We start from the raw sequence: 21,072 nt of genomic DNA, 5'->3' as shown, positions 1-21,072 counted from the left end.
AGCGCGTGGCCATGCGGAGCCTCAATCGGGCAGCTGCATGAGCAACTGGCGCACGGGTGCTGGCAGGCCCAGCCTGTCAAGGCCCTCCATGTCCACCCAGCGCCCGCTGTCATCGCCAGACACCGGCGTGTGAGACATCTCCAGCAACAACGGATGCAGGCGCAGTTCACGGTGCGTGAGGCTGTGCGCCACCGGCGCCAAGGCCTGCATGCGGCCGGTGTTCGGCGGCAGCACTGCCAGGGCCGAGGCCTCATCGGCAAACACGGGCGTGCAAAACAGACCGGCCCAGATGCCCGCGTTCGGACGGCGTTCCAGCCAGATCCGGTGCGCCCCGTCGTTTGACGGTGAACGCAGAACCAGCAGCCACCAGCTTTCGTGTCGCCGCTTGAGGGTTCGGGTCTTGACGGGATAGCGGCTGGCCGTGCCGTCCTGACCCGATCGGCACAGGACCAGCACCGGACACGCCGCACACGACGGCCGGCTGCGCGAACACAACGTGGCTCCCAGGTCCATCAGCCCTTGCGTGTAAGCCACCATGTCGCCCGCTGCGGGTTGCTCGGGCAGCAAGGCCTGCGCGATCTCCCACAGACGGCGCTGCTGCGCGGCCTGTGCCAGGTCCCCGTCAAACGCCAGCAGACGCGTGAGCACGCGCCGCACGTTGCCATCCAGAATTGAAATCCGCTCGCCATGGCAGAACGCGGCAATGGCTGCCGCCGTCGACGCGCCAATGCCCGGGAGGGTCTGCAGCTCGGTAGACGTTGACGGGAAAACGCCCGCGTGCTGTGCCACCACCACCTGGGCGCAGCGGTGCAGGTTGCGCGCCCGGCTGTAGTAACCCAGACCACTCCAGAGCGCCAACACCTCATCGGGTGTTGCGCTGGCCAGGGCCTGCACGTCCGGGAACCGCGCCAGAAAGCGCGGAAAGTAGTCCAACACGGTGCTGACCTGAGTCTGTTGCAGCATGACTTCGGACAGCCACACGCGGTAAGGGTCGCGCGTCCCCTGCCAGGGCAGCCCATGGCGCCCGCTGTGGCGTTGCCACTGCATCAGCACCTGTGAAAATTCGACAGGCAGGGCGGCTCCGGCAACCGCTGGTTTCCCGCATTCCGTCGCAACACTCATGCCGCAATGGCTTCGGCTTCGGGCGAGGCAAGAAGGTGGTTGGTCAGTTCGGCCAGCTTGGCGTCGGTCAGGTTCAGCTGGTTTTGCTGGCTCTGCAACTCACGGATGCGTTCATCCAGCCCGCCCGCGGCCTGCTGGATGCGCGAGACGGCTTCGATGCGGCGGGTGAAGTTGCGCCGACGCTCGCGCAATTGCGCATCCAGCTGGGCCGCGGCCGACTTGTTCCAGAGCTCCACTTCGTTGACTGCGGTGTCGTACACCACGCGCAGACGGCTCATGAGCGCGCGCGCCAGCCGCTCGGCAAATTCCGGTTGCGCCAGCCGCAGGGCGTTGCCCAGGCTCAGGTATTGCAGGTGGCTCTTTTCGATCAGCGCGAGGTCTTTGTGGTAAGCCGAAAGCTGGGGCGGCGTGGGCGGTTGCAAAGAAAACCCGTACTCCGTGTTCAGGTTCTTGAAGCTGCCCTCCAGCATGGACTGGATCTCTGCCGCCAACTGATCGGCCCGGTTCAGATCAACGGCCAGCCGCTCGAAGGCCTTGCGATAGGCGCTCCGCACACCGAGCTTGATACCCGGCTGCTTGAGCGCTCGCGCCAGCTCCGACACGCGGCTCTTGAGATTCGTGTTGCCCAACAGGGCAAACAGGTCTTTGAGCAGACGCAGGTGCACCGAGCGCACCGCCTGGATCTTGGCACCGCTGGCATCAAAATCGGCCTGCTCCTGTTCGATGCGCAGTCGCATCTGCTTGATCACGCCGGTGTTCTTGCCACGCAGGCCGTCCAGTTCCTGGATCTGCTCCAGGATGTCGCGGGCCCGGGTGTGCACCAGTCGACCGGTTTCCTGGCGCAACGACTGGATGCCTTTGGACACCGCTTCGGCCAGGATGCGCCTGCGCCGACCCAGCAAGCCTTCGCCCAGGGCGGCTTCGAATTCCTTCAGGTTGCTCGCCTGCAGCAGCTTGTCGTCCCGGCTGACCTTGGCCAGCAAACCCTTTTGCGCGGACACCGCCAGCACCTGCTGAGGCGACAGCCCCAGGATCTCGGCCGAGTCGGAGCGCTGCGAAGCGATCTGCAATTGCACCTGCTCGGGCGAACTCAGCGCATCCCACATGGTGTCGATCTTGTTGAGCACCACCAGGCGCGAGGCCTTGTCCTCCCCCACCACGGACAGGTGCTCCCGCCAGATGCCGAGATCGGATTTGGTCACGCCGGTGTCGGCCGCCAGGATGAAGACCACCGCGTGCGCCTGGGGCAGCAGGCTGACCGTCAACTCGGGTTCGGCACCGATGGCGTTGAGCCCCGGGGTGTCCAGGATCACCAGTCCCTGCTTGAGCAGGGGATGGGCCATGTTGATCAGCGCATGGCGCCACTTGGGAACCTCGATCAACCCGTCCACGCCGACCAAGGGGTTTTCGTTCGGCGTTTCGTCGTTCCAGAAGCCCAGGGAAGCGGCCTCGGCCTGGCTGACGCGGCGCACTTCGGCGACTTTCTGGATCGCGCGCGCGAGTTGCTGGGAATCGTTGACGTCCAGGTCCACCCGCTCCCATTTGTCGGGGGCGTTGCGCCAGTCCAGCAGCGACTGGGGTTGCAAGCGGGTTTCAATCGGCAGCAGCCGCAGGCAGGGCGGCACTTCAGCGTCGTAACCCAGCTCGGTGGGGCACATGGTGGTGCGCCCGGCACTGGCCGGCATGATGCGCCGCCCGTAGCCAGCGAAAAAGACCGCATTGATCAGCTCGGATTTGCCACGCGAGAACTCGGCCACGAAGGCCACCATGATCTTGTCGTTCTTGACCTGGGCGTGCAACTGGTCCAACCGCTCCCGCACCCCCGCTTCCAGCAGGTCGTGGTCGCTCAACCAGTCAGACAGGAGCTTGAGTCGCAGAGCAAACTGCTTGCGCCAAACACTGTGCTCGTCAAATTCCTGATTGAAAGTCATGTCACTTTTTTCTGCGTTCTGGGCAATATAGCATCGGCCCGGCTTTCAGGCGCGCTGGCAATGTGGGCAGAAAAACGACGAGCGCTGGCCCTGCCGGATGGCCCGGATCGGCGTCGCACAAACCCTGCAGGCCTGCCCCTCCCGACCGTACACCATGGCATCGAGCTGGAAATAGCCGGTCTGACCCTCGGCGCTGGAAAAGTCACGCAAGGTGCTCCCGCCCAGGGCCAGGGCACGCTGCAAAACCGCCACAATGGCACCCTGCAGGCGCGCCGCCCGGGGCCGGTTGATCCGGTCAGCCCTCAGCGTGGGCCTCAGACCCGCCATGAACAGCGCCTCCGACGCGTAGATATTGCCCACGCCCACGACGATATCGCCCGCCATCAGCACCTGCTTGATGCTGGCGCGGCGTTGCTGCAAGGCCTGATGGAACATGACGGGCTCAAACCCGGCCTCCAGCGGCTCCACACCCAGCCCGCCCAGCAGCTTGAGCGCCCGTGGGTCGGCCAGCGACTCGGCATGCACCACGGCACCAAAGCGCCGTGGATCGTGAAGCCGCAGCGTGCCGCGGCTGGTCTGCAGCTCAAAATGGTCGTGCACCCCACGGGGCGCCAACTCGGGGGCGAACTGCAGACTGCCCGACATGCCCAGGTGCAACAGCAACAAACCCCGATCCAGGTGCAGCAGCAGGTATTTTCCACGCCGCGTGACACGGCCCACGTTTTGCCCGATCAGTGCCTCGGGCGCACACCCCAGCGGCCAGCGCAGGGGTTTGCCCACCTGCACCCGCAGCACGCGGGCTCCCGCAATGCGATCGGCAAAACTCCGGCGGGTGACTTCAACTTCGGGCAGTTCGGGCATGGAACAAGGTGCTTTTTTCGGTGGATGCCGGAACAGTTCACAGGCCTTCGGATCACAACCCGTACCCATCCACCCTTCCATTATCATGAACGAATGAATACCCTGCACAGCCCCGTCGCCACCCAGGCCCATGGGCACCAGAAACCCCTTGCATGGTGGTTTCGAGGCCTGTTGGGCGCATCGCTGCTGGCGGGCGCCTGCGCCACCCAGGCCCAAGGCACGCCGCCTTCCGTGGGGGCCACCCCAGCCGCCGCAGAGGCCGCCGGGGTGCGCAACTCCGACCTGGATGCCCCGCTGTTCTACCAGTTGTTGCTCGGTGAGCTCAATGTGGGTTCTGGCGAACCCGGCACCGGTTACTCCCTTTTCCTTGACGCGGCACGCAAACAGAAGGACGCCCAACTGTACCGGCGAGCCGTGGACATTGCCCTGCAGGCGCGCTCGGGCGAAGCGGCCCTGACCGCCGCCCAGGCCTGGTCCAGGGACTTGCCCGACTCGCTCGACGCCGACCGCTTCGTGCTGCAGATCCTGCTCGCTCTCAACCGGCCCGGCGAAACAGGTCCGGTCTTGAGCTCCCTGCTCGCCCGCTCGCCGGCCGCCGAGCGCAACGACTCCATCAACGCGATTCCACAAACCTATGCCCGTGTCGCCGACAAGGCCCTCGCACTGAAGGTGGTCCGGGAGGCGATGACGCCCTTCCTCCAGCAACCGAAGCACGCCGCGGCAGCCTGGACCACCCTGGGGCGCATGGAACTCGCGCAGGACCAGTTCATCCAGGCGCTGGAATCGGCCCGCCAGGCACAGGCGGCTGAGCCCGGATCGGTGTTTCCGGCGCTGCTCGCCCTGGAGTTGATGGAGCGGGGACAGAAAGACGCCGAACCCCTGGTGCGCACGCAATTGCAGGCCAGCCCGCCTTCCGTTGCCAACGGCACCGCCGTGGCCCTGACCTACGCACGGATCCTGCTCGACCTGCAGCGCAACGCCGAAGCCCGCGCCCTGCTGGAGCGCCTGACCCAGGCCCAACCCGAACTGCCTGAGCCCTGGCTGCTGCTGGCCTCGCTGCAGGTGCAGGACAGCACCGCCCATGCCGCCGCCACCGCCTCGCTGCAGAAATACATGGGCCTGGCCCGCCAGTCCGGTGACGAACGCAGCGCCCGCGGCCTGACCCAGGCCTATCTGCTGATGGCCCAGGTGGCGGAGAAGCAGAAAGACTTTGTGGCCGCCAACGCCTGGCTGGACCGGATTGAAAACGCCGACGAAATCATGGCGGCCCAGATGCGGCGCGCTTCGCTGCTGGCACGCCAGGGACAGATGGCCCAGGCGCGCGCGCTGCTGCGCAGCCATCCCGAACGCCGCCCCGAAGACGCCCGGCTGAAACTCGTGGCCGAAGCGCAGCTGTTGCGTGATTTCAAGGACTGGCAGCAGGCCTACGAGGTGTATGGCGAAGCCGTCACCCGCTTCCCGAACGACAACGACCTGATCTACGACCAGGCCATGATGGCCGAGAAGGCGAACCGGCTGGACGCGATGGAAGGCCTGTTGCGCCAGCTGATCGCCACCAAGCCGGACCACCACCACGCGTACAACGCCCTGGGCTACTCGCTGGCCGACCGCAATGTGCGCCTGCCCGAAGCGAAGCAGCTGATTGAGAAGGCCGTGGAACTCGAACCCGATGACGCCTACATCCAGGACAGTCTGGGCTGGGTGGAGTTCCGGTTGGGCAATGTCCAGCGGGCGCTGGACATCCTCCAGGGCGCCTATGGCAAGCGCCCCGATGCCGAAATCGCGGCCCACCTCGGGGAGGTGTTGTGGGCACAGGGCCAACGCGAACAAGCGCTGAAGATCTGGCGTGAAGGACTGCTGCTGTCAAGCGACAACGAGACCCTGCAAGGCACCCTCAAACGCCTGCGGGTCCAGCCATGAATCTGGAAGCGGACAGGGGCGCATGGTCACGCCGCCACGCGATGCTGGCAGGACTGGCAACAGCCATCCTGCTCGCCGGCTGCGCTGCCCCCCAACGCAACACCGTCCCGGGCGAAGCCTTCTGGAGCGGGCGACTGGCCCTGATTGTCGAGAGCGACCCACCACAGTCCTATTCCGCCAGCTTCGATCTGCGCGGTTCGCCCGCAGCGGGCGAACTGCAACTGAATTCACCACTGGGCAACACCCTGGCCCGGGTGCTGTGGAAACCGGGCAGCGCCGAACTGCACCAGGGTGAACGCGTCACCCGGCGCCAGAACCTCGATGAACTGACCACCGAATTCGGTGGCACCACGCTGCCCGTGGCGGCCCTGTTTGCCTGGCTGCGGGGGCAGGCCAGCGAGGCCGATGGCTGGCAAGCCGATCTTTCGCGCCAGCCCGAGGGGCGGGTGAACGCCCACCGCCTTCTGCCGCTGCCCGCCGCCGAACTGCGCATCGTGTTCGAGCCATGACACCGGCCCACCCCCGCCCGGTGCTGCGGCACCTGCTCGGCGTTCCTGCGCCCGCCAAACTCAACCTGTTCCTGCACATCACGGGTCGCCGGGCCGACGGCTACCACCTGCTGCAGTCGGTCTTCATGCTCATCGACTGGTGTGACCGGCTGGATGTCGAACTGCGCACCGACGGTGGAATCAGCCGCCAGGACCTGCAGCCGGGCCTGCTGCCCGCCGACGACCTGACGCTGCGCGCTGCCCGGGCATTGCAACAAGCCACCGGTTGCCCGCTGGGCGCGCACATCACGCTGGACAAACGGATACCGGCTGAAGCCGGCATGGGTGGCGGCTCTTCGGATGCGGCGAGCGTGTTGCTGGCGCTCAACCGGCTCTGGGGCCTGGGACTGCGGCGAAACGAGTTGTCCGCCATCGGCCTTCAGCTGGGTGCCGACGTCCCCTTTTTCCTCGGCGGTCACAACGCCTGGGTCGAGGGCATCGGCGAGCAGATCACACCCGTTTCACTGCCCCCTGCGCGGTTTCTGGTGGTCAAACCGCCTGGAGGCGCATCCACCCAACGCATTTTTGCTTCGCCTCAGCTGAAGCGCGATACAAAAACTGCTACAATCCAAGGCTTTGCTGCAAACGACACACAAGATCTGCCGCGGCTCGATATCCAGAACGTTCTGGACTTCGGCCACAACGATCTTCAGCCCGTGGCCCAGGCCATCTGTCCCGAAGTGGGGCAATGCCTGGACTGGTTGTCCGCTCAGGGCCTGCAAGGCCGCATGACCGGATCGGGCACCGCGGTGTTTGCGCAAATGCAGCATCCGCTGGATGAGATTTCGGTCCCTGGTGACTGGACTGTCCGCGAATGCAGCAACATGGATGCACATCCATTGCTTGACTGGTGCAACGATTAGAATATCGGCTTGCGCACAGCCCCGGCAGTTGATGCGCAACCTGCGACATGTTTTTGGGTTGTCTGTCCGGCTTCATCGCCAAACAGATGACCTGCGTAGGGGAGTCGCCAAGTTGGTAAAGGCACTGGATTTTGATTCCAGCATGCGAGGGTTCGAGTCCTTCCTCCCCTGCCAGATTTTTTCGAAACACGTACCGGCCTGGCCGCTTTGATACACATGAAGCGGCCACTTTTTTTGCCGTAGATGCAGCTGGGAACACCATGCAAGTTCAACCCCCGGATTTCATGATCTTCACCGGCAACGCCAATCCGGTGCTGGCGGCTGAAATTGCCCAGCACCTCGGCACCCAGCTCGGTTCGGCCAACGTAGGCCGCTTCTCCGACGGCGAAGTCACCGTGGAAATCACGCAAAACGTGCGTGCCCGCCACGTCTTCGTGGTCCAGTCCACCTGCGCACCGACCAACGAAAACCTGATGGAGCTGCTCATCATGGTCGACGCGCTCAAGCGCGCTTCGGCCGAGCGCATTTCCGCGGTCATCCCCTATTTCGGCTATGCCCGCCAGGACCGCCGTCCGCGCTCCAGCCGCGTGCCCATCACCGCCAAGGTGGTGGCCAACATGCTGCAGACCGTGGGCGTGAACCGCGTGCTCACCATGGACCTGCACGCCGACCAGATCCAGGGCTTCTTCGATATCCCGGTGGACAACATCTACGCCTCGCCGGTGCTGCTGGGTGATCTGCGCCAGAAAAACTACGAGGACCTGCTGGTCGTCTCGCCCGATGTGGGTGGTGTGGTGCGCGCGCGTGCGCTGGCCAAGCAGCTCAACTGCGACATGGCCATCATCGACAAGCGCCGCCCCAAGGCCAACGTGTCGGAAGTGATGCACGTGATCGGTGACATCGATGGCCGCAACTGCGTGATCATGGACGACATGATCGACACCGCCGGCACACTGGTCAAAGCCGCCGAGGTGCTGAAAGAGCGCGGCGCCAAACACGTCTACGCCTATTGCACCCACCCGATCTTCTCGGGCCCGGCCATTGAACGCATTGCCAAAGGCAATGCGCTGGACGAGGTCGTGGTGACCAACACCATCCCGTTGTCGCAGGCCGCCCAGGCCTGCTCCAAGATTCGCCAGCTCACCGTGGCGCCGCTGATGGCCGAAACCATCGCGCGCATTGCCTCGGGTGAGTCGGTCATGAGTTTGTTTGCCGATCAGGACAACCTTTTCTAAGGCCTGACAGCAACAAAAAGCAGGCCGCCCTGCACATTCAGCAAGCGGCCTTTTTCAACCGAGGCGTTCTGGTCGCGGAACCCCTCAACAGGAGTCAGTTATGCAATTTGTCGCTTTTGAGCGCGCCAAGCAGGGTACGGGTGCGAGCCGCCGTCTCCGCATCACCGGTCGCACGCCCGGTATCGTTTTCGGTGGCGAAGCGCCTGCCACCACGATCGAACTCGATCACAACGCCTTGTGGCATGCCCTGAAGAAAGAAGCCTTCCACGCTTCGATCCTGGACATGGAACTCGCCGGCACGACCCAGAAAGTGCTGTTGCGCGACGTGCAATACCATCCCTTCAAGCCCCTCGTGCTGCACGTGGACTTCCAGCGCGTGGACGACAAGACCCGCCTGCACAAGAAGGTGCCGCTGCACTTCGTCGGCGCTGAAGAGTCGCCGGCCGTCAAGACCGACAAGTGCGCTGTCAGCCACGTGATGACCGAAATCGAAATCGAGTGCCTGGCCACCCAGCTGCCCGAGCACATCACCGTGGATCTGAGCAAGGTCACCACGGGCACGACCGTTCACACCGGCGACATCGAGCTGCCCAAGGGCATCAAGCTCGTGCTGCACGGCCGCACCAACCTGACGGTGGCCACGCTGGTCGAGCCGATCAAGGAAGTGGTTGTCGCTCCGGTGGTGGCCGCTGTCGACGACAAGAAAAAGGGCAAAGGCAAGAAGTAATTTCTGCCCTGGCGGTCCGGTGCCGGATCGCCTTGCCCCTCGAAGGCCCGCTCACGCGGGCCTTTTTCGTTCCTGCCACAGGATAATCTGCGCATGATCAAGCTCATCGCCGGCCTGGGCAATCCAGGCCCTGAATACGAACACACGCGCCACAACGCCGGCTTCTGGTGGGTGGATGAGGCCGCGCGCCTGCTCAAGGTCTCACTGCAGATGGAGCGCAGCCACTTCGGCCTGGTTGCGCGCACGTTGGTGGGTGGGCAGAACGTCTGGCTGGTCGAACCGCAGACCTTCATGAACCTCTCGGGCAAGTCGGTGGGTTCGCTGGCGCGGTTCTTCAAGATCGCTCCCGAGGAGGTGCTGGTGGTGCACGACGAGCTCGACCTGCCGCCCGGCGAAGTGAAGCTCAAGAAAGGGGGAGGTCACGCTGGCCACAATGGTCTGCGCGACATCCACGCCCAGCTGGGCAGTGCCGACTACTGGCGGCTGCGCGTGGGCATCGGGCACCCGGGTGACAGGAACGAAGTGGCCAACTGGGTGCTGAAAAAGCCTTCACCGGACGACCGCATCGCCATCGCCCAGGCGCTGGACCGCAGCCTCAAGGCCCTGCCCCAGCTGATCGCCGGCGAAATGGACAAAGCCACCGCGTTGATCCACACCAGCAAACCGCCTCGGCCCAAACTGCCAAGGCCTCCGAAAATGGATGCGGTGAACGATCAGGTGGTCGGAGCCGATGGCGCGTCGGTCGCTGCCGACAAGGGCTGACCCGCTTTCTGCAGGCGCTGGTATTTCTGCCAGAGCGTCTCGCGGCTCTCGATGTACTCAGGGTTCACCGGGATGCAGCTGACCGGGCAGACCTGCATGCACTGGGGCTCGTCAAAATGCCCGACGCACTCGGTGCACTTGGCGGGGTCGATTTCGTAAATCTCTGCGCCCATGTAAATGGCCTGGTTCGGGCACTCGGGCTCGCAGACATCGCAGTTGATGCACTCGGCGGTGATCATCAGGGCCATGGTTCGTGCTCCTGATCAGACCTGCAAGGGCCGCGGCGCCAGGCGCTGCGCCACCGCCGGACTGACCATCTGCGACACATCGCCACCGAGGGTGGAAATCTCGCGCACCAGCGTGCTGGAAATGCACTGCAGCTCGGCCTGCGGCAGCAGGAACACGGTCTCCACGGCCGGGTTGAGTTTGCGGTTCATCGCGGCCATCTGGGCCTCGTAGTCGAAGTCGGTCAGGTTGCGCACACCGCGCACCACGGCACAGGCGCCCTGCTGGCGGCAGAAATCCATGATCAGGCCTTCGAACGGCAGCACACGGATCTGCCCGCCCAGGCTGGCCACGGCTTCGGCGGCCATGTCCATGCGCTCCCGAAGGCTGAAGCGGGTCTTCTTGTGGTGGGCCATCGCCACGGCAATGATCACTTCGTCGAACAGCAGCGCGGCGCGGCGGGCCACGTCTTCGTGACCCAGTGTCAGCGGATCGAAGGTGCCGCTGTAGACCGCGATACGGGGGTTTCTGGCGGCCGGGGAGAGCTCGGAATTCATGCCGGAATTATGCGCGAGGGGTCTCGCCGCCGTGGGACCAGCGGCAAAAGTCACTGAGGCGGCAAGGGCCGCAGCAGGTGAAAGGCCACGACACCGGCCTTGCCCTGGCGGTGCACCTGAAGCCCCAGCTGGGCGAGCTCGTCCGCGCTCCAGATGCGCGGCGCCTCCAGGTAGATCAGGCCATCTTCGCGCAACGCCTGGCGCGCTGCCTGCAGTGCGGCGCTGAACAGTGCCTCATGGGCGCCATCGGCAAACGGGGGGTCGAGAAACACCACATCGAGCGCCTGGCCGCGGCGCTGCAGCAGCGCAGCCACGCCGTCGCCACGCTCCACCCGCACCGCATCGGCTTTCAGACGCGTTTTGATCCCTTCCAGGGTCTTGACCAGATGGGTGTCGTTGTCCACCAGCACCACCTCGGCCGCGCCGCGCGAGGCAGCCTCCAGACCGAGCGCACCGGTGCCCGCGAAAGCATCCAGGCAGCGCAGGCCGGTGAGGTCCTGGCCGAGCCAGTTGAACAGGGTCTCACGCACCCGCGCCGGCGTGGGCCGCAAGCCGGGCCGGTCGGCCACGGGCAACTTGGTGCGCTTCCAGAGCCCGCCAATGATGCGGACCTCGTGCGGTGCGTTGACGGTGGGGCGTGGCGCGGGTTTTTTCATGCACCGAGCTTACCAAGCCAGTGTGTCGGCGGAGGATTCCCCTCGGGGACACCGCCGGGCTGCTTTCGCCAGAAGGCTGGTGTCGCCCCCTTGAGGGGGTCGCGCGCAGCGCGGCGAGGGTGGGTCATCGCTCTGCGCCAACCACCACGGTCACCATGCGATCGGGCTGCAGCACCCGGGCAAAGGCGCGCCGGATGTCGGCCACGCTGACGCGCTGCACCTGGTCGGTCCAGGTGTCGAGGTAATCCAGCGGCAGACCGTTCCACGCGATGTTGGACACGTTGTCGAGCAGCTTGCGGTTGCTGTCGATGCGCAACGCGAAACCGTTGATCAGGTAGTCCTTGGCGGCCTGCAGTTCGGCCTCGGTCGGCCCCTGTTCGACGAACCGGCGCACCACATCCCGCGCCACACCGATGGCCTGATCGGCCTGGTCGGGCCGGGTGGTCAAGCCCAGCTGGAAAGCGCCCGCGTGCAGCCCGGGCGCAAAGTAGCTGTAGACGCTGTAGCTCAGTCCGCGCTTCTCGCGCACTTCGGTGGTCAGGCGGGACACAAAACCGCCGCCACCCAGGATGTAGTTGCCGACAAACAGGGGGAAAAAATCCGGATCGTTGCGCGGCACGCCCGGCTGCCCGATCAGCACCTGGGCCTGTGCCGCCGCAAACGGCAGGCGCTGCGTCTGTTCGCGAGCCAGTGGCTGCACTTCGGGCACCGGCGGCAAATCATCGCAACCGTGCGGCTGCACGGCGGCCATGAATCGGCCCACGATGCGGTCGGCAGCTTCCCGGTCGATGGCACCCACGAGGCTCACCTGCGCCCGGCAGGCCGCCACATGGCGCCGGTAGAAAGTGCGCATGTCCGCCACGCTGATGGCGCCCAGGGTCTTGGCGTCGGCTTCGAAGCCATAGGGGTGGGTGCCGAACACGGCGCGGGAAAAGGCGCGACCGGCGTGTGTGCCGGGTCGGTTCTCGGCTTCCTTGAGCGCGGCCAGCGTGCGCTCGCGGTCGCGCTGCCAGATCTTCTCGGGCCAGGCCGGTGCCGCCAGCTGGCGCGCGGCCAGAGCGACGGCGCGCTCCAGCAGCGCGGGCTCGGTGAGCGTGCGCAGGGACAGGCTGAAACGGTCACCGCTGGCGTTCGCGCCGAACTGGGCGCCCAGATCGGCCCAGGCTTCGCCCAACTGGTTTTCATCCAGCGCTTTCTGGTCGCCCTGGGCCAGCACGCCGGCCAGCAACAGACCAGCCGTGGCGCCGGCCAGTCCGGCCTGGCTGGCGGGATCGCGGCGACTGCCGCCGTCAAAATTCAGCTGAACATCCAGCATCGGGATCGACGGGCTGGCCACGAGATAGACACGTGCGCCGCTGGCGTGCGTCCAGTGTTGCACCGGAATCGCGGCTTGAGCGCCCGTGAGCGCCCCCAGTCCGGCGAGCAGCAGCGGCAACCATCGGCTGCGGGTCAGGAAACGGGAGAGGGTCGGCATGCGTGGAGATCGTGCAGGTGGGGCGGATCAGGTGGAACGGCTCAATGACGCGAGAGCGCGGGTCGGGGCGTGGTTCTTTGCTCCGCGGCCTCTCGGCGCGAGGGATCGGGCACCAGCACCGCGGTGCTGAGCTGCTCGTCGCTGAAATAGCGCTTGGCCACCGCCTGCACCTGGGCCGCCGATACCTGGCGCAAGCGGCTCATGAGGCGCTCGCCGGTGTCCACGTCCATCCCTTGAACCCAGTAGCTGCCCAGCTCCTGCGCCTGGTTGAACACCGAGTCGAGCTTGTAGATCTCGCCGGCCATCCATTGCGTCTTGACGCGCTGCAGCTCGGCCTCGCTGATGCCTTCACGGGCGATGCGGCTCACCTCGGTCCGGAGTGCGGTTGCGGCGGTGTCCGTGGACACCCCCTGGGCCGGCACGGCGATCAGCATGAACAACTGCGGACCGCGCCCCATCAGGCCATACGAAGCGCTGGCGCTGTCGGCGATGCGCTGGCCGCCGCTGCCCGTGCCCTGCACCAGCGAGCGCTCCAGGCGGGCGCCGCTGTAGCCATCGAGCACGGCCGAGAGCACGGTCAGCGCCAGCGCGTCCTGGCTGGCGGCATCCTCACCACCGCTCCAGCGCGGCACCTTGAAGCTCAGCGCCACCATCGCCTGGTCCGCGGCAGCGCGGTAGTCCAGCCGCCGAGGCCCGGCCTGCGGGGGCTCTTCGCGTGGCTTGCGCGGCGGTACCGCGCGCGCCGGTATGCGGCCGTAGATGCGCTCGGCCATCGCATGCACCTGAAGCGCGTCCACATCGCCGGCGATCACCAGAGCCGCGTTCGACGGCGTGTACCAGCGCTGGTAGAAATCGCGCACGTCTTGCGGCGTCATGGCCTCCAGATCGCTCATCCAGCCGACCACGGGCCGGCGGTACGGGCTGGCCTGGAACACCATGGCGCTGAGCGCTTCGAACATGCGGGCGCGCGGCGACTCTTCGGTGCGTTGACGGCGCTCTTCCTTGATGACCTCGATCTCGCGAACGAACTCGTCGTCGGCCCACTGGTTGCGGGCAAAACGGTCGGCCTCCAGTTCCATCATGGCCTCCAGCCGGCTGGCGGGCACCTGCTGGTGGTAGGCGGTGGCATCGCGGCTGGTGAAGGCGTTTTCGCGCCCGCCCAGGGCCGCCACGCGGCGCGAAAACTCGCCGGGCTTCATGTCGGGCGTGCCCTTGAACATCATGTGCTCCAGCGCATGCGCCACGCCGCTGGTGCCGTCCACCTCGTCCATGGCGCCCACACGCACCCAGAGCATGTGGGCCACCGTGGGCGCGCGCCGGTCGGGTTTGACGATCAGCGCCATGCCGTTGGAAAGCGTGAACTGCTGCGCCCGGGTTTCGGCGGAAATGGCGCTGGACGTGGTGGCGGCACCGGCCCATCCCACAGAACCGGCCAGCGCCAGCAGGACCAGAGCACGGCCCCAGAGAGAGTGAAAGCTGCGTTTCATAGAATGGTGAAGATACAAGAGATTCCCAAATGTTCTCGTTCTTCCGAAAAAAGCCCCCCACCCCTCCCGAACCCGCGCCCGCTCCCGCTGCTCCGGCGCCCATCCCCAGCGCCGCACCGGTTGCCCCGCAGGCACCCGCCCTGGTGATCGCGGCACCGGTGCCGGTTGCACCACCCGTGGCTGAGCCCCGCAAGGGCTGGCTCGACAAGCTCAAGGCCGGTCTGCGCAAGACCGGTTCGAGCATCGCCACGGTGTTCACCGGCACGCAGATCGACGATGCGCTCTACGAAGAGCTGGAAACCGCGCTGCTGATGGCCGACACCGGCGTCAAGGCCACCGAGCACCTGCTGGCCGACTTGAAAAAGCGAGTCAAGGACAACAAGACCACCGACCCCGCCGCCGTCAAGGGCCTGCTGGCCGAGTCCATTGCCGAACTGCTGGCGCCGCTGCAGAAGCGGCTGGTGATCGGCGAGCACAAGCCCACGGTGATCATGGTTGCGGGCGTCAATGGCGCGGGCAAGACCACCTCCATCGGCAAGCTCACGCGCCACCTGGCCAACGAAGGCGCCACCGTGCTGCTGGCCGCGGCGGACACCTTCCGCGCCGCGGCGCGCGAGCAACTCGCCGTCTGGGCCGACCGCAACACGGTGGAGATCATCACGCAGGAAGGTGGCGACCCCGCTGCCGTGAGCTTTGACGCCGTGAGCGCGGGCCGGGCGCGCGGCAGGGACGTGGTGCTGGTGGACACCGCCGGCCGCCTGCCGACCCAGCTGCACCTGATGGAAGAGCTCAAAAAGATCAAGCGCGTGGTGCAGAAGGCCGACGCCACGGCTCCGCACGAGGTGCTGCTGGTGATCGACGGCAACACCGGGCAGAACGCGCTGACGCAGGTGAAGGCGTTCGACGAAGCGCTGGGCCTCACCGGCCTGGTGATCACCAAGCTCGACGGCACGGCCAAGGGCGGCGTCATTTGCGCCATTGCGCGCGAAAAGCCGGTGCCGATCTATTTCATTGGCGTCGGTGAAAAGCTGGAAGACCTGGAAACCTTCGACGCGAAAGAGTTCGCTCAGGCGCTGCTGAACTGAACGGTGTGGTCCCCGCGCTCCGCCGCTGCGCGGGTCGCTGCCCCAGCATCGGGAGGGGACCCGGTGCATCCCGCGTCCGGGGGCTGATCCGGCTTGGGGCGGCCCGGCGCCGGACCGCTGAACCGACCTACTCCCCGGCTTCGCTGTAGTTGCGCCACTGCTTCATGGCGTTGCGCAGGGTCAGCACCTGCCGTTCGAAGCGCGGGCAGGCCTGGCACATGGCCATGTGCAGGCGCAGGGCCAGCCGTTCGCGCAGGGGCAGCGCCCGGTCCTCGCGCGCGATCAGCAGCGCGGACACTTCCTTGCAGGTGCGGCGAAACGGGTAGGTGGCTGTCATCGTGTCGGGGCTTGTGAAAACCAGTTGAGGTCCAGGCACTCGCGCAGGCGAAGGCGGGCACGGTGCAGCTGGACGTAGAGGTTGGTCGGCGTCAGCGCCAGTTCCTTACAGATCTCCTCACTCGACATCTCCAGCCACTCGCGCATCAGGAACAAACGGCCCTGCACCGCTGGCAGCTGGTCGGTGCAGGCCTCCAGGATGGCAAAGAACTGGCGACTTTTCAGGTCCTGCTCCGGGTTGCCCCAGTCGGCCGGCTTCTCGGCGAAATGGCCATCGGCCCTGAAGGCCATGAATTCCAGCGGATCGGCGTTGTCGTCGTCCGAGCCGCTGTCGAACGTCACCTCGCGCTGGCGCTGTCGCATCGAGTCGATGATCTTGTGTTTGAGGATGCCGATCAGCCAGGTCTTGAGCTGGGAGCGGGCCTCGAAGGCCTGCGGCTTGGCCAGCGCAGCCAGCAGGGTCTCCGACACCGCGTCCTCGGCCCAGGCGTCGTTGCGCAACTGCAGGCGCGCGAAGCGCATCAGGTAGCTGCGCTGCTCGACCAGTTGCTGCTCGAAGTCGGTGGAGGGGTGGGATGGCATGGTGGTGTGGGTTGGCCGCCAGTGTAAGGAGTGGAGCAGCCGGTCGACCAACGGGTGCCCACCGGAGAAACCCGAGGTCACTGGTTAACATCCCCCTCGGCACCCACCCCCACGACACCCTTCCGCCCGACGACCGCGCCATGCACGCCGCCTCCCTGCCGCTCTGCAGCCTGCCGCGCCAGCTTCGCTTTGCCGCGCTGTTCAACGGCGTGCGAAGCCGAGCGGCGCCCACGGCGGCCATGCCCGATGCTGGATAAGGCCATCCAGCAGGCGTTGCGCCCGCTCATGACGCGGGCCGCGCGCACCCTCGTGCGCCTGGGTGTGGGTGCCGACGCGATCAGCTTCGCGGGCTTTGCCATCGGCATGGCGGCCGCAACGGCCATTGCGTTCCAGCATTTCCTGCCGGGCCTGGCCCTGCTGATGCTGTCGCGCCTGATGGACGGCCTGGACGGCGCCGTCGCCCGCGCCACCCGGCCCACCGACCGCGGCGGGTTCCTCGACATCACGCTCGATTTTCTGTTCTACGCCGCCATCCCGCTGGCCTTCGCCATCGCGGATCCGGCCGCGAACGCCCTGCCCGCCGCGGTGTTGCTCGCGGCCTTCATCGGCACCGGCAGCAGCTTCCTGGCCTTCGCCATCGTGGCTGAGAAGCGGCGGCTGCAGTCCGTCGCCTTCCCGGACAAGAGCTTCTATTTTCTGGGCGGCCTGACCGAAGCCACCGAAACCATCGCCGCGTTTGCCGCCATGTGCCTGTGGCCCGGCCACTTCGCGTTCATCGCTTATGGCTTTGCCGCGCTGTGCGCCATCACCATCGCGCTGCGCATTGGCTTGGGCTGGCAGCGGTTTCGCTGAGCCTGCGCCTCAACTCAGACCAGACACCGGGATGCACGCGCCATGGATCGCGCGTGCCGCGTCGGAGGCCAGGAACAGCATCACGTCGGCCAGCGCCTCCGGCGCCACCCATTGCGAGGGGTCGGCATCGGGCATGGCGGCGCGGTTCTCGGGTGTGTCGATGATCGAAGGCATCACGCAGTTGACGTTGATGCCCTGCCCCTTGAGCTCGGCCGACATGGACTCGGTCAGGCGCATCAGCGCGCTCTTGGACGCCGCATAAGCCCCCATCTGAGCACCGCCCTTCAACGCGCCCAGGGCACCGACGGTGACGATGCGGCCGCCGCCGCCCGCCACCATGCGCGGCACCACGCTGGCCGCGATGGGCATCAGGGCGCGCACATTGAGGTCGAGCAGGAAGTCCAGTGTCTGCGCGCTGGTGTTGTGCACGGCATCGCCCATGCGGAAGCCACCCGCCAGGTGGCACAACACGTGCACGCCGCCAAAGCAGGTGGCGGCATGGGCCACCGCCAGCTCCACCTGGGCGGCGTCGAGCAGGTCGAGCTCCGTGCAGCTCAGCACTTCGGTGTCCGGCCCGTACACGCGCCGCAGGGCCTCGCCGTTGCGATCCAGCAGCACCAGGTGGTCACCGCGGGCCGCAAAGGCGCGGGCCACGGCCTGCCCGAGGTTGCCGGCTGCGCCGGTGATGAGAACGGTTCGGGCCTTCGGGTTCATGGGGTTCCTCCTGAGCGCCGGGCGCGGTGGTAACTGCCGTCGCCGCGGCTGAACACCTGGTCGGTGGGCAGCACGTCGCCGGGCTGCAGCTCGGAGGCCCGTGCGGCGTGATCGTACAGCGGCGCGAAGTCGATGCGGGTGAACTCCAGCAGTTCGTCGAGGTCACGGATCACGAAATAGCTCTCCTGGAAATCGTCGATGCGGTAGTTCGTGCGCATCACGCGTTCAAGGTCGAAGCGTATGCGGTTGGGCGAGGGGCTGTCCAGACAAAACTGCGATTCGGTGTAGGACGAGGCGATGCCCGAACCGTAGAGCCGCAGGCCATCGCCCTGCTGCAGCAGGCCGAACTCCACGGTGTACCAATAGACACGCGCCAGCTGCGCGAGCTTGCCGAGCTGCTGCGCGCGCAGGCCGCCCTGGCCATAGGCCTGGATGAAGTCGGCGATGGCCGGGTTCATCAGCATGGGCACGTGGCCGAACACGTCGTGGAACACGTCGGGCTCTTCGAGGTAGTCCAGTTCGTGCGGCCGACGGATGAAGTTGCCCGCCGGGAAGCGGCGGTTCGCCAGGTGGTCGAAAAACACCTCGTCGGGCACCAGCCCGGGCACCGCTACCACCTGCCAGCCGGTGCGCGGCATCAGCACCTCGCTCAGGCGTCGGAAATCGGGAATTTCATCGGCGCCGATGGGCAGGTCGCGCATGCCCTGCACGAACTCGTCACAGGCGCGCCCGGGCAGCAGCTTCGTCTGGCGTTGAAACAGCGTCCTCCAGGTGGCGTGGTCGGCAGCGGTGTAGTGCTCCCAGCCTTGTGAGATGGTCCAGTCGGCGCTCTCGGGCTGTGCGGCGGCTCCGGCGGCCAGGCCGTGTTTGGTGGGTTCGGGTACGGTGGTTGCCATGGTCACTCCGCGAGGGGGGCCACCGGGGTGTAGGCAGCGTCGGCGCGCGTGGCCCAGGCGATGTCGCGCGTGGACAGACCGCCCGCGTCGTGCGTGGTCAGCGTGACCTCGACGCGGTTGTAGACGTTGAACCACTCGGGATGGTGGTCCATCTTTTCCGAGACGATGGCCATCTGCGCCATGAAGCCGAAGGCCTGCGGGAAGTCGGCGAAGTGGAACGTGCGCCGGATCGCGCCGCCCTCACGGTTCACCGTCCACCCGGGCAGGCTGGCCATCAGTTCGCGGGTGTTCTGTTCATCCAGGGGGGTCATGAAATGTCTCCTTCGTTGTTGGGCCTCCAGCCTGTGGGCTGTGACCGGCTGTGCAGTTTGCGCCGCATCGCAGACAATTTGCTCTCGTATTCACCGCCCGACCGGCGCCTTTTGAAGAAACCCTTTCATGAACACCGACATGAGCGAAGATTCCTTGCACCCCTCGTTACTCGACCGGCTGGATCGCCGCATCCTGTCGGCCCTGCAGGCCAACGGGCGCATCAGCAACCAGGAACTCGCCCACACGGTGCACCTTTCTCCGGCGCAGAGCAACCGGCGCCACAGGCGGCTGGAGGAGGCGGGTTACATCCAGCGTTACGAGGCGCGGCTGGACGCGCACCGGCTCGGCCTGGGTGTGACCGCCTTCGTGCACGTGTCGATGGAGCGTGGCCAGCACAAGGAGGTGCTGAAGTTCCAGCGCACCGTGGGCAAGATGCCCGAGGTGCTGGAGTGTTACGCCGTGACGGGCGATTTCGACTACGTCTGCAAGATCGTCGCGCGCGACCTCAAGGGCCTGTCGGACTTTTTGCTCGGCACGCTGGCGCAGCTGTCGGGCGTGAGCGGCGTTCGCTCCAGCATCTGCCTGAACGAGCTCAAGTGCACCAGCGCGCTGCCGCTGGATTGAGTTCGCTGCCCCGGATCAGATGGCCCCGAGCGGCGGCAGCACGGTGGCCGTGCAATCACCAAAGCCAATGCTCTGAAACCCGTTGCGCGTGCAGCGGCCGCGCAGGGTGATGCTGTCGCCGTCTTCGAGGAAGGTGCGGCGTTCGCCGTTGCCCAGGGTGATGGCCTGCTTGCCGCCCACCGTGAGTTCGAGCAACGAGCCGGCCTGCTCGGGCTTCGGGCCGGAGAGCGTGCCCGAGCCGAACAGATCGCCCGCCGAAAGCGCGCAGCCGTTGACCGTGTGGTGGGTCACGAGCTGGGCCAACGACCAGTAGGCGGCGTGCGCGGCGTTGGAGCGGCTGATGACTTCGGGGGCGTGGCCTTCGGCGCGCATGCGCGCCGTCTGCAGCAGCACGTCGAGATCGATGTCGAACGCACCGGCGCTCTGACTGGCCTCGGCCTGCAGATACGGCAGCGGCGCCGGATCGCCCGCGGGCCGCTGCAGGGCCTGGCGGAACGGCGCCAGCGCTTCGAGGGTCACCATCCAGGGCGAGAGCGTGCTGGCGAAGTTCTTTGACAGGAAAGGGCCGAGCGGCTGGTACTCCCAGGCCTGGAAGTCGCGCGCGCTCCAGTCGTTGAACAGGGTCACGCCGAACACATGGTCTTCGGCCGCGGCCAGCGGGATGGCGTGGCCCATGGTGTTGGGCCGACCGATCACGTAGCCGAGCTCCAGCTCCAGGTCCAGCCGCCTGGTCGGGGCGAGCATGGGCGCGTCGGCGTCGGGGCCCTTGATCTGCCCGAGCGGGCGGTGAAAGCCCTGCCCGCTGGGCTGGATGGTGGAGGCGCGGCCGTGGTAGCCGATGGGCACCCACTTGTAGTTGGGCAGCAGCGGGTTGTCGGGCCGGAACAGCTTGCCCACCGCCGTGGCGTGGTGGATGCCCACATAGAAGTCGGTGTAGTCGCGGATCTCGCAGGGCAGGCCCAGCTCCACGGCGCCCTGCGCATGCAGGTGCCGCGACCATCGGTCTTGCTGCGGGCTGCCGGCAGCCAGACCGGCGCTGATCTGCGCGCGCAGTTCGCGCCGGGCCTCGGGCTTGAGCTGGAGCAAGCGGTTCATGTCGCTGAAGTCGATGAGGTCGGTGGCCCGCAGGTCCAGCACCTGGTCGCCGATGGCCACGCCGATGTGCCACCCGGGGTCGCCCTCCGGCTTGAAGCGGCCGAAGGGCAGGTTCTGGATGGGGAAGTCGCTCGCGGGATCGTTGGCGGATTCGACCCAGCTGCGCAAGGTCGGGTTGTGGGTGTGATCGATGGTGGTCATGGCTTGG

At 66.4% G+C, this 21,072-nt stretch carries 23 protein-coding genes and 1 tRNA gene; 10 read left to right on the top strand and 14 right to left on the bottom strand.

Annotated elements, in window-relative coordinates; all coding sequences use genetic code 11:
* Window positions 1-21: 21 nt before the first annotated feature.
* The 3 genes from mutY to mutM all read right to left on the bottom strand — a co-directional run bounded on the left by mutY (window position 22) and on the right by mutM (window position 3,914).
* Complete coding sequence (gene mutY / locus AC23D4_RS20635; protein ID WP_487623657.1) at window positions 22-1,047, bottom strand: A/G-specific adenine glycosylase; 1,026 nt, start codon at window positions 1,045-1,047, stop codon at window positions 22-24.
* 71 nt (window positions 1,048-1,118) lie between these two features.
* On the bottom strand, window positions 1,119-3,053 hold the full coding sequence (locus AC23D4_RS20630) for a dynamin family protein (RefSeq protein ID WP_472887488.1): 1,935 nt from the start codon (window positions 3,051-3,053) through the stop codon (window positions 1,119-1,121).
* 45 nt (window positions 3,054-3,098) lie between these two features.
* Window positions 3,099-3,914: a bifunctional DNA-formamidopyrimidine glycosylase/DNA-(apurinic or apyrimidinic site) lyase gene (gene mutM / locus AC23D4_RS20625; RefSeq protein WP_472887487.1), complete on the bottom strand. Its 816-nt coding sequence runs from the start codon at window positions 3,912-3,914 to the stop codon at window positions 3,099-3,101.
* 93 nt (window positions 3,915-4,007) lie between these two features.
* On the opposite strand from mutM, the gene AC23D4_RS20620 reads away from it, so the two are divergent.
* The 7 genes from AC23D4_RS20620 to pth all read left to right on the top strand — a co-directional run bounded on the left by AC23D4_RS20620 (window position 4,008) and on the right by pth (window position 9,969).
* The gene (locus AC23D4_RS20620) at window positions 4,008-5,834 is read left to right on the top strand and encodes a tetratricopeptide repeat protein (protein WP_472887486.1); all 1,827 of its coding nucleotides are present in this window, start codon (window positions 4,008-4,010) and stop codon (window positions 5,832-5,834) included.
* Window positions 5,831-6,343: a lipoprotein insertase outer membrane protein LolB gene (locus tag AC23D4_RS20615; protein WP_472887485.1), complete on the top strand. Its 513-nt coding sequence runs from the start codon at window positions 5,831-5,833 to the stop codon at window positions 6,341-6,343. Before AC23D4_RS20620 ends, AC23D4_RS20615 begins: the two co-directional genes overlap by 4 nt.
* A gap of 23 nt (window positions 6,344-6,366) precedes the next feature.
* The gene (gene ispE / locus AC23D4_RS20610; RefSeq protein ID WP_472887528.1) at window positions 6,367-7,245 is read left to right on the top strand and encodes a 4-(cytidine 5'-diphospho)-2-C-methyl-D-erythritol kinase; all 879 of its coding nucleotides are present in this window, start codon (window positions 6,367-6,369) and stop codon (window positions 7,243-7,245) included.
* Between the two features lie 97 nt (window positions 7,246-7,342).
* Window positions 7,343-7,419, top strand: a tRNA-Gln gene (locus AC23D4_RS20605).
* 86 nt (window positions 7,420-7,505) lie between these two features.
* Window positions 7,506-8,480 (top strand): ribose-phosphate pyrophosphokinase, encoded by a 975-nt coding sequence (locus AC23D4_RS20600; protein WP_472887484.1) that lies wholly within the window; start codon window positions 7,506-7,508, stop codon window positions 8,478-8,480.
* 100 nt (window positions 8,481-8,580) lie between these two features.
* Window positions 8,581-9,207, top strand: coding sequence for a 50S ribosomal protein L25/general stress protein Ctc (locus AC23D4_RS20595; RefSeq protein ID WP_472887483.1), 627 nt, complete (start codon window positions 8,581-8,583; stop codon window positions 9,205-9,207).
* A 93-nt stretch (window positions 9,208-9,300) separates the two neighbouring features.
* A complete protein-coding gene (gene pth / locus AC23D4_RS20590) occupies window positions 9,301-9,969 on the top strand; it encodes an aminoacyl-tRNA hydrolase (protein ID WP_472887482.1) in 669 nt (222 codons plus the stop codon).
* Here pth and AC23D4_RS20585 read toward each other — a convergent pair.
* The 5 genes from AC23D4_RS20585 to AC23D4_RS20565 form a co-directional block, all read right to left on the bottom strand.
* Window positions 9,921-10,217, bottom strand: a complete 297-nt coding sequence (locus AC23D4_RS20585; protein ID WP_472887481.1) for a YfhL family 4Fe-4S dicluster ferredoxin — start codon at window positions 10,215-10,217, stop codon at window positions 9,921-9,923. The genes pth and AC23D4_RS20585 overlap by 49 nt on opposite strands.
* 15 nt (window positions 10,218-10,232) lie before the next feature.
* Complete coding sequence (gene coaD / locus AC23D4_RS20580) at window positions 10,233-10,751, bottom strand: pantetheine-phosphate adenylyltransferase (RefSeq protein ID WP_472887480.1); 519 nt, start codon at window positions 10,749-10,751, stop codon at window positions 10,233-10,235.
* Between the two features lie 50 nt (window positions 10,752-10,801).
* Window positions 10,802-11,407: a 16S rRNA (guanine(966)-N(2))-methyltransferase RsmD gene (gene rsmD / locus AC23D4_RS20575; RefSeq protein ID WP_472887479.1), complete on the bottom strand. Its 606-nt coding sequence runs from the start codon at window positions 11,405-11,407 to the stop codon at window positions 10,802-10,804.
* Between the two features lie 124 nt (window positions 11,408-11,531).
* Complete coding sequence (locus AC23D4_RS20570) at window positions 11,532-12,881, bottom strand: M16 family metallopeptidase (RefSeq protein WP_472887478.1); 1,350 nt, start codon at window positions 12,879-12,881, stop codon at window positions 11,532-11,534.
* Between the two features lie 41 nt (window positions 12,882-12,922).
* A complete protein-coding gene (locus tag AC23D4_RS20565; protein WP_472887477.1) occupies window positions 12,923-14,368 on the bottom strand; it encodes a M16 family metallopeptidase in 1,446 nt (481 codons plus the stop codon).
* 29 nt (window positions 14,369-14,397) lie between these two features.
* On the opposite strand from AC23D4_RS20565, the gene ftsY reads away from it, so the two are divergent.
* Window positions 14,398-15,453 (top strand): signal recognition particle-docking protein FtsY, encoded by a 1,056-nt coding sequence (gene ftsY, locus AC23D4_RS20560; RefSeq protein ID WP_472887476.1) that lies wholly within the window; start codon window positions 14,398-14,400, stop codon window positions 15,451-15,453.
* 127 nt (window positions 15,454-15,580) lie between these two features.
* Here the strand turns inward: ftsY and AC23D4_RS20555 are convergent, their stop codons facing one another.
* Together AC23D4_RS20555 and AC23D4_RS20550 are read right to left on the bottom strand one after the other, a co-directional pair.
* On the bottom strand, window positions 15,581-15,790 hold the full coding sequence (locus AC23D4_RS20555; RefSeq protein WP_472887475.1) for a zf-HC2 domain-containing protein: 210 nt from the start codon (window positions 15,788-15,790) through the stop codon (window positions 15,581-15,583).
* Window positions 15,787-16,371, bottom strand: a complete 585-nt coding sequence (locus AC23D4_RS20550) for a sigma-70 family RNA polymerase sigma factor (protein WP_472887474.1) — start codon at window positions 16,369-16,371, stop codon at window positions 15,787-15,789. The genes AC23D4_RS20555 and AC23D4_RS20550 overlap by 4 nt, the downstream gene beginning before the upstream one ends.
* Before the next feature lie 246 nt (window positions 16,372-16,617).
* On the opposite strand from AC23D4_RS20550, the gene AC23D4_RS20545 reads away from it, so the two are divergent.
* Window positions 16,618-17,223 carry a CDP-alcohol phosphatidyltransferase family protein gene (locus AC23D4_RS20545; RefSeq protein WP_472887473.1) on the top strand — a complete coding sequence of 202 codons (606 nt, stop codon included), beginning with the start codon at window positions 16,618-16,620 and terminating at the stop codon, window positions 17,221-17,223.
* 9 nt (window positions 17,224-17,232) lie between these two features.
* Here the strand turns inward: AC23D4_RS20545 and AC23D4_RS20540 are convergent, their stop codons facing one another.
* From AC23D4_RS20540 to AC23D4_RS20530, 3 genes are read right to left on the bottom strand one after another with little or no spacing between them, the layout of a single operon-like run.
* On the bottom strand, window positions 17,233-17,937 hold the full coding sequence (locus AC23D4_RS20540) for an SDR family NAD(P)-dependent oxidoreductase (RefSeq protein WP_472887472.1): 705 nt from the start codon (window positions 17,935-17,937) through the stop codon (window positions 17,233-17,235).
* Window positions 17,934-18,833 carry a phenylalanine 4-monooxygenase gene (phhA, locus tag AC23D4_RS20535; protein ID WP_472887471.1) on the bottom strand — a complete coding sequence of 300 codons (900 nt, stop codon included), beginning with the start codon at window positions 18,831-18,833 and terminating at the stop codon, window positions 17,934-17,936. The genes AC23D4_RS20540 and phhA overlap by 4 nt, the downstream gene beginning before the upstream one ends.
* A gap of 2 nt (window positions 18,834-18,835) precedes the next feature.
* Window positions 18,836-19,144 carry a 4a-hydroxytetrahydrobiopterin dehydratase gene (locus tag AC23D4_RS20530; RefSeq protein WP_472887470.1) on the bottom strand — a complete coding sequence of 103 codons (309 nt, stop codon included), beginning with the start codon at window positions 19,142-19,144 and terminating at the stop codon, window positions 18,836-18,838.
* Between the two features lie 127 nt (window positions 19,145-19,271).
* Between AC23D4_RS20530 and AC23D4_RS20525 the strand changes: the two genes are divergently transcribed.
* Entirely contained in the window at window positions 19,272-19,769 is a 498-nt protein-coding gene (locus AC23D4_RS20525) for an Lrp/AsnC family transcriptional regulator (RefSeq protein ID WP_472887469.1), read from the top strand.
* Window positions 19,770-19,784: 15 nt separating this feature from the next.
* On the opposite strand, the gene fahA is transcribed toward AC23D4_RS20525, so the two are convergent.
* Window positions 19,785-21,065 (bottom strand): fumarylacetoacetase, encoded by a 1,281-nt coding sequence (gene fahA, locus AC23D4_RS20520; protein WP_472887468.1) that lies wholly within the window; start codon window positions 21,063-21,065, stop codon window positions 19,785-19,787.
* Window positions 21,066-21,072: the final 7 nt, after the last annotated feature.

The sequence above is a fragment of the Hydrogenophaga sp. L76 genome (assembly GCF_057654755.1).
This window is presented reverse-complemented; position numbering and strand designations above follow the sequence as displayed.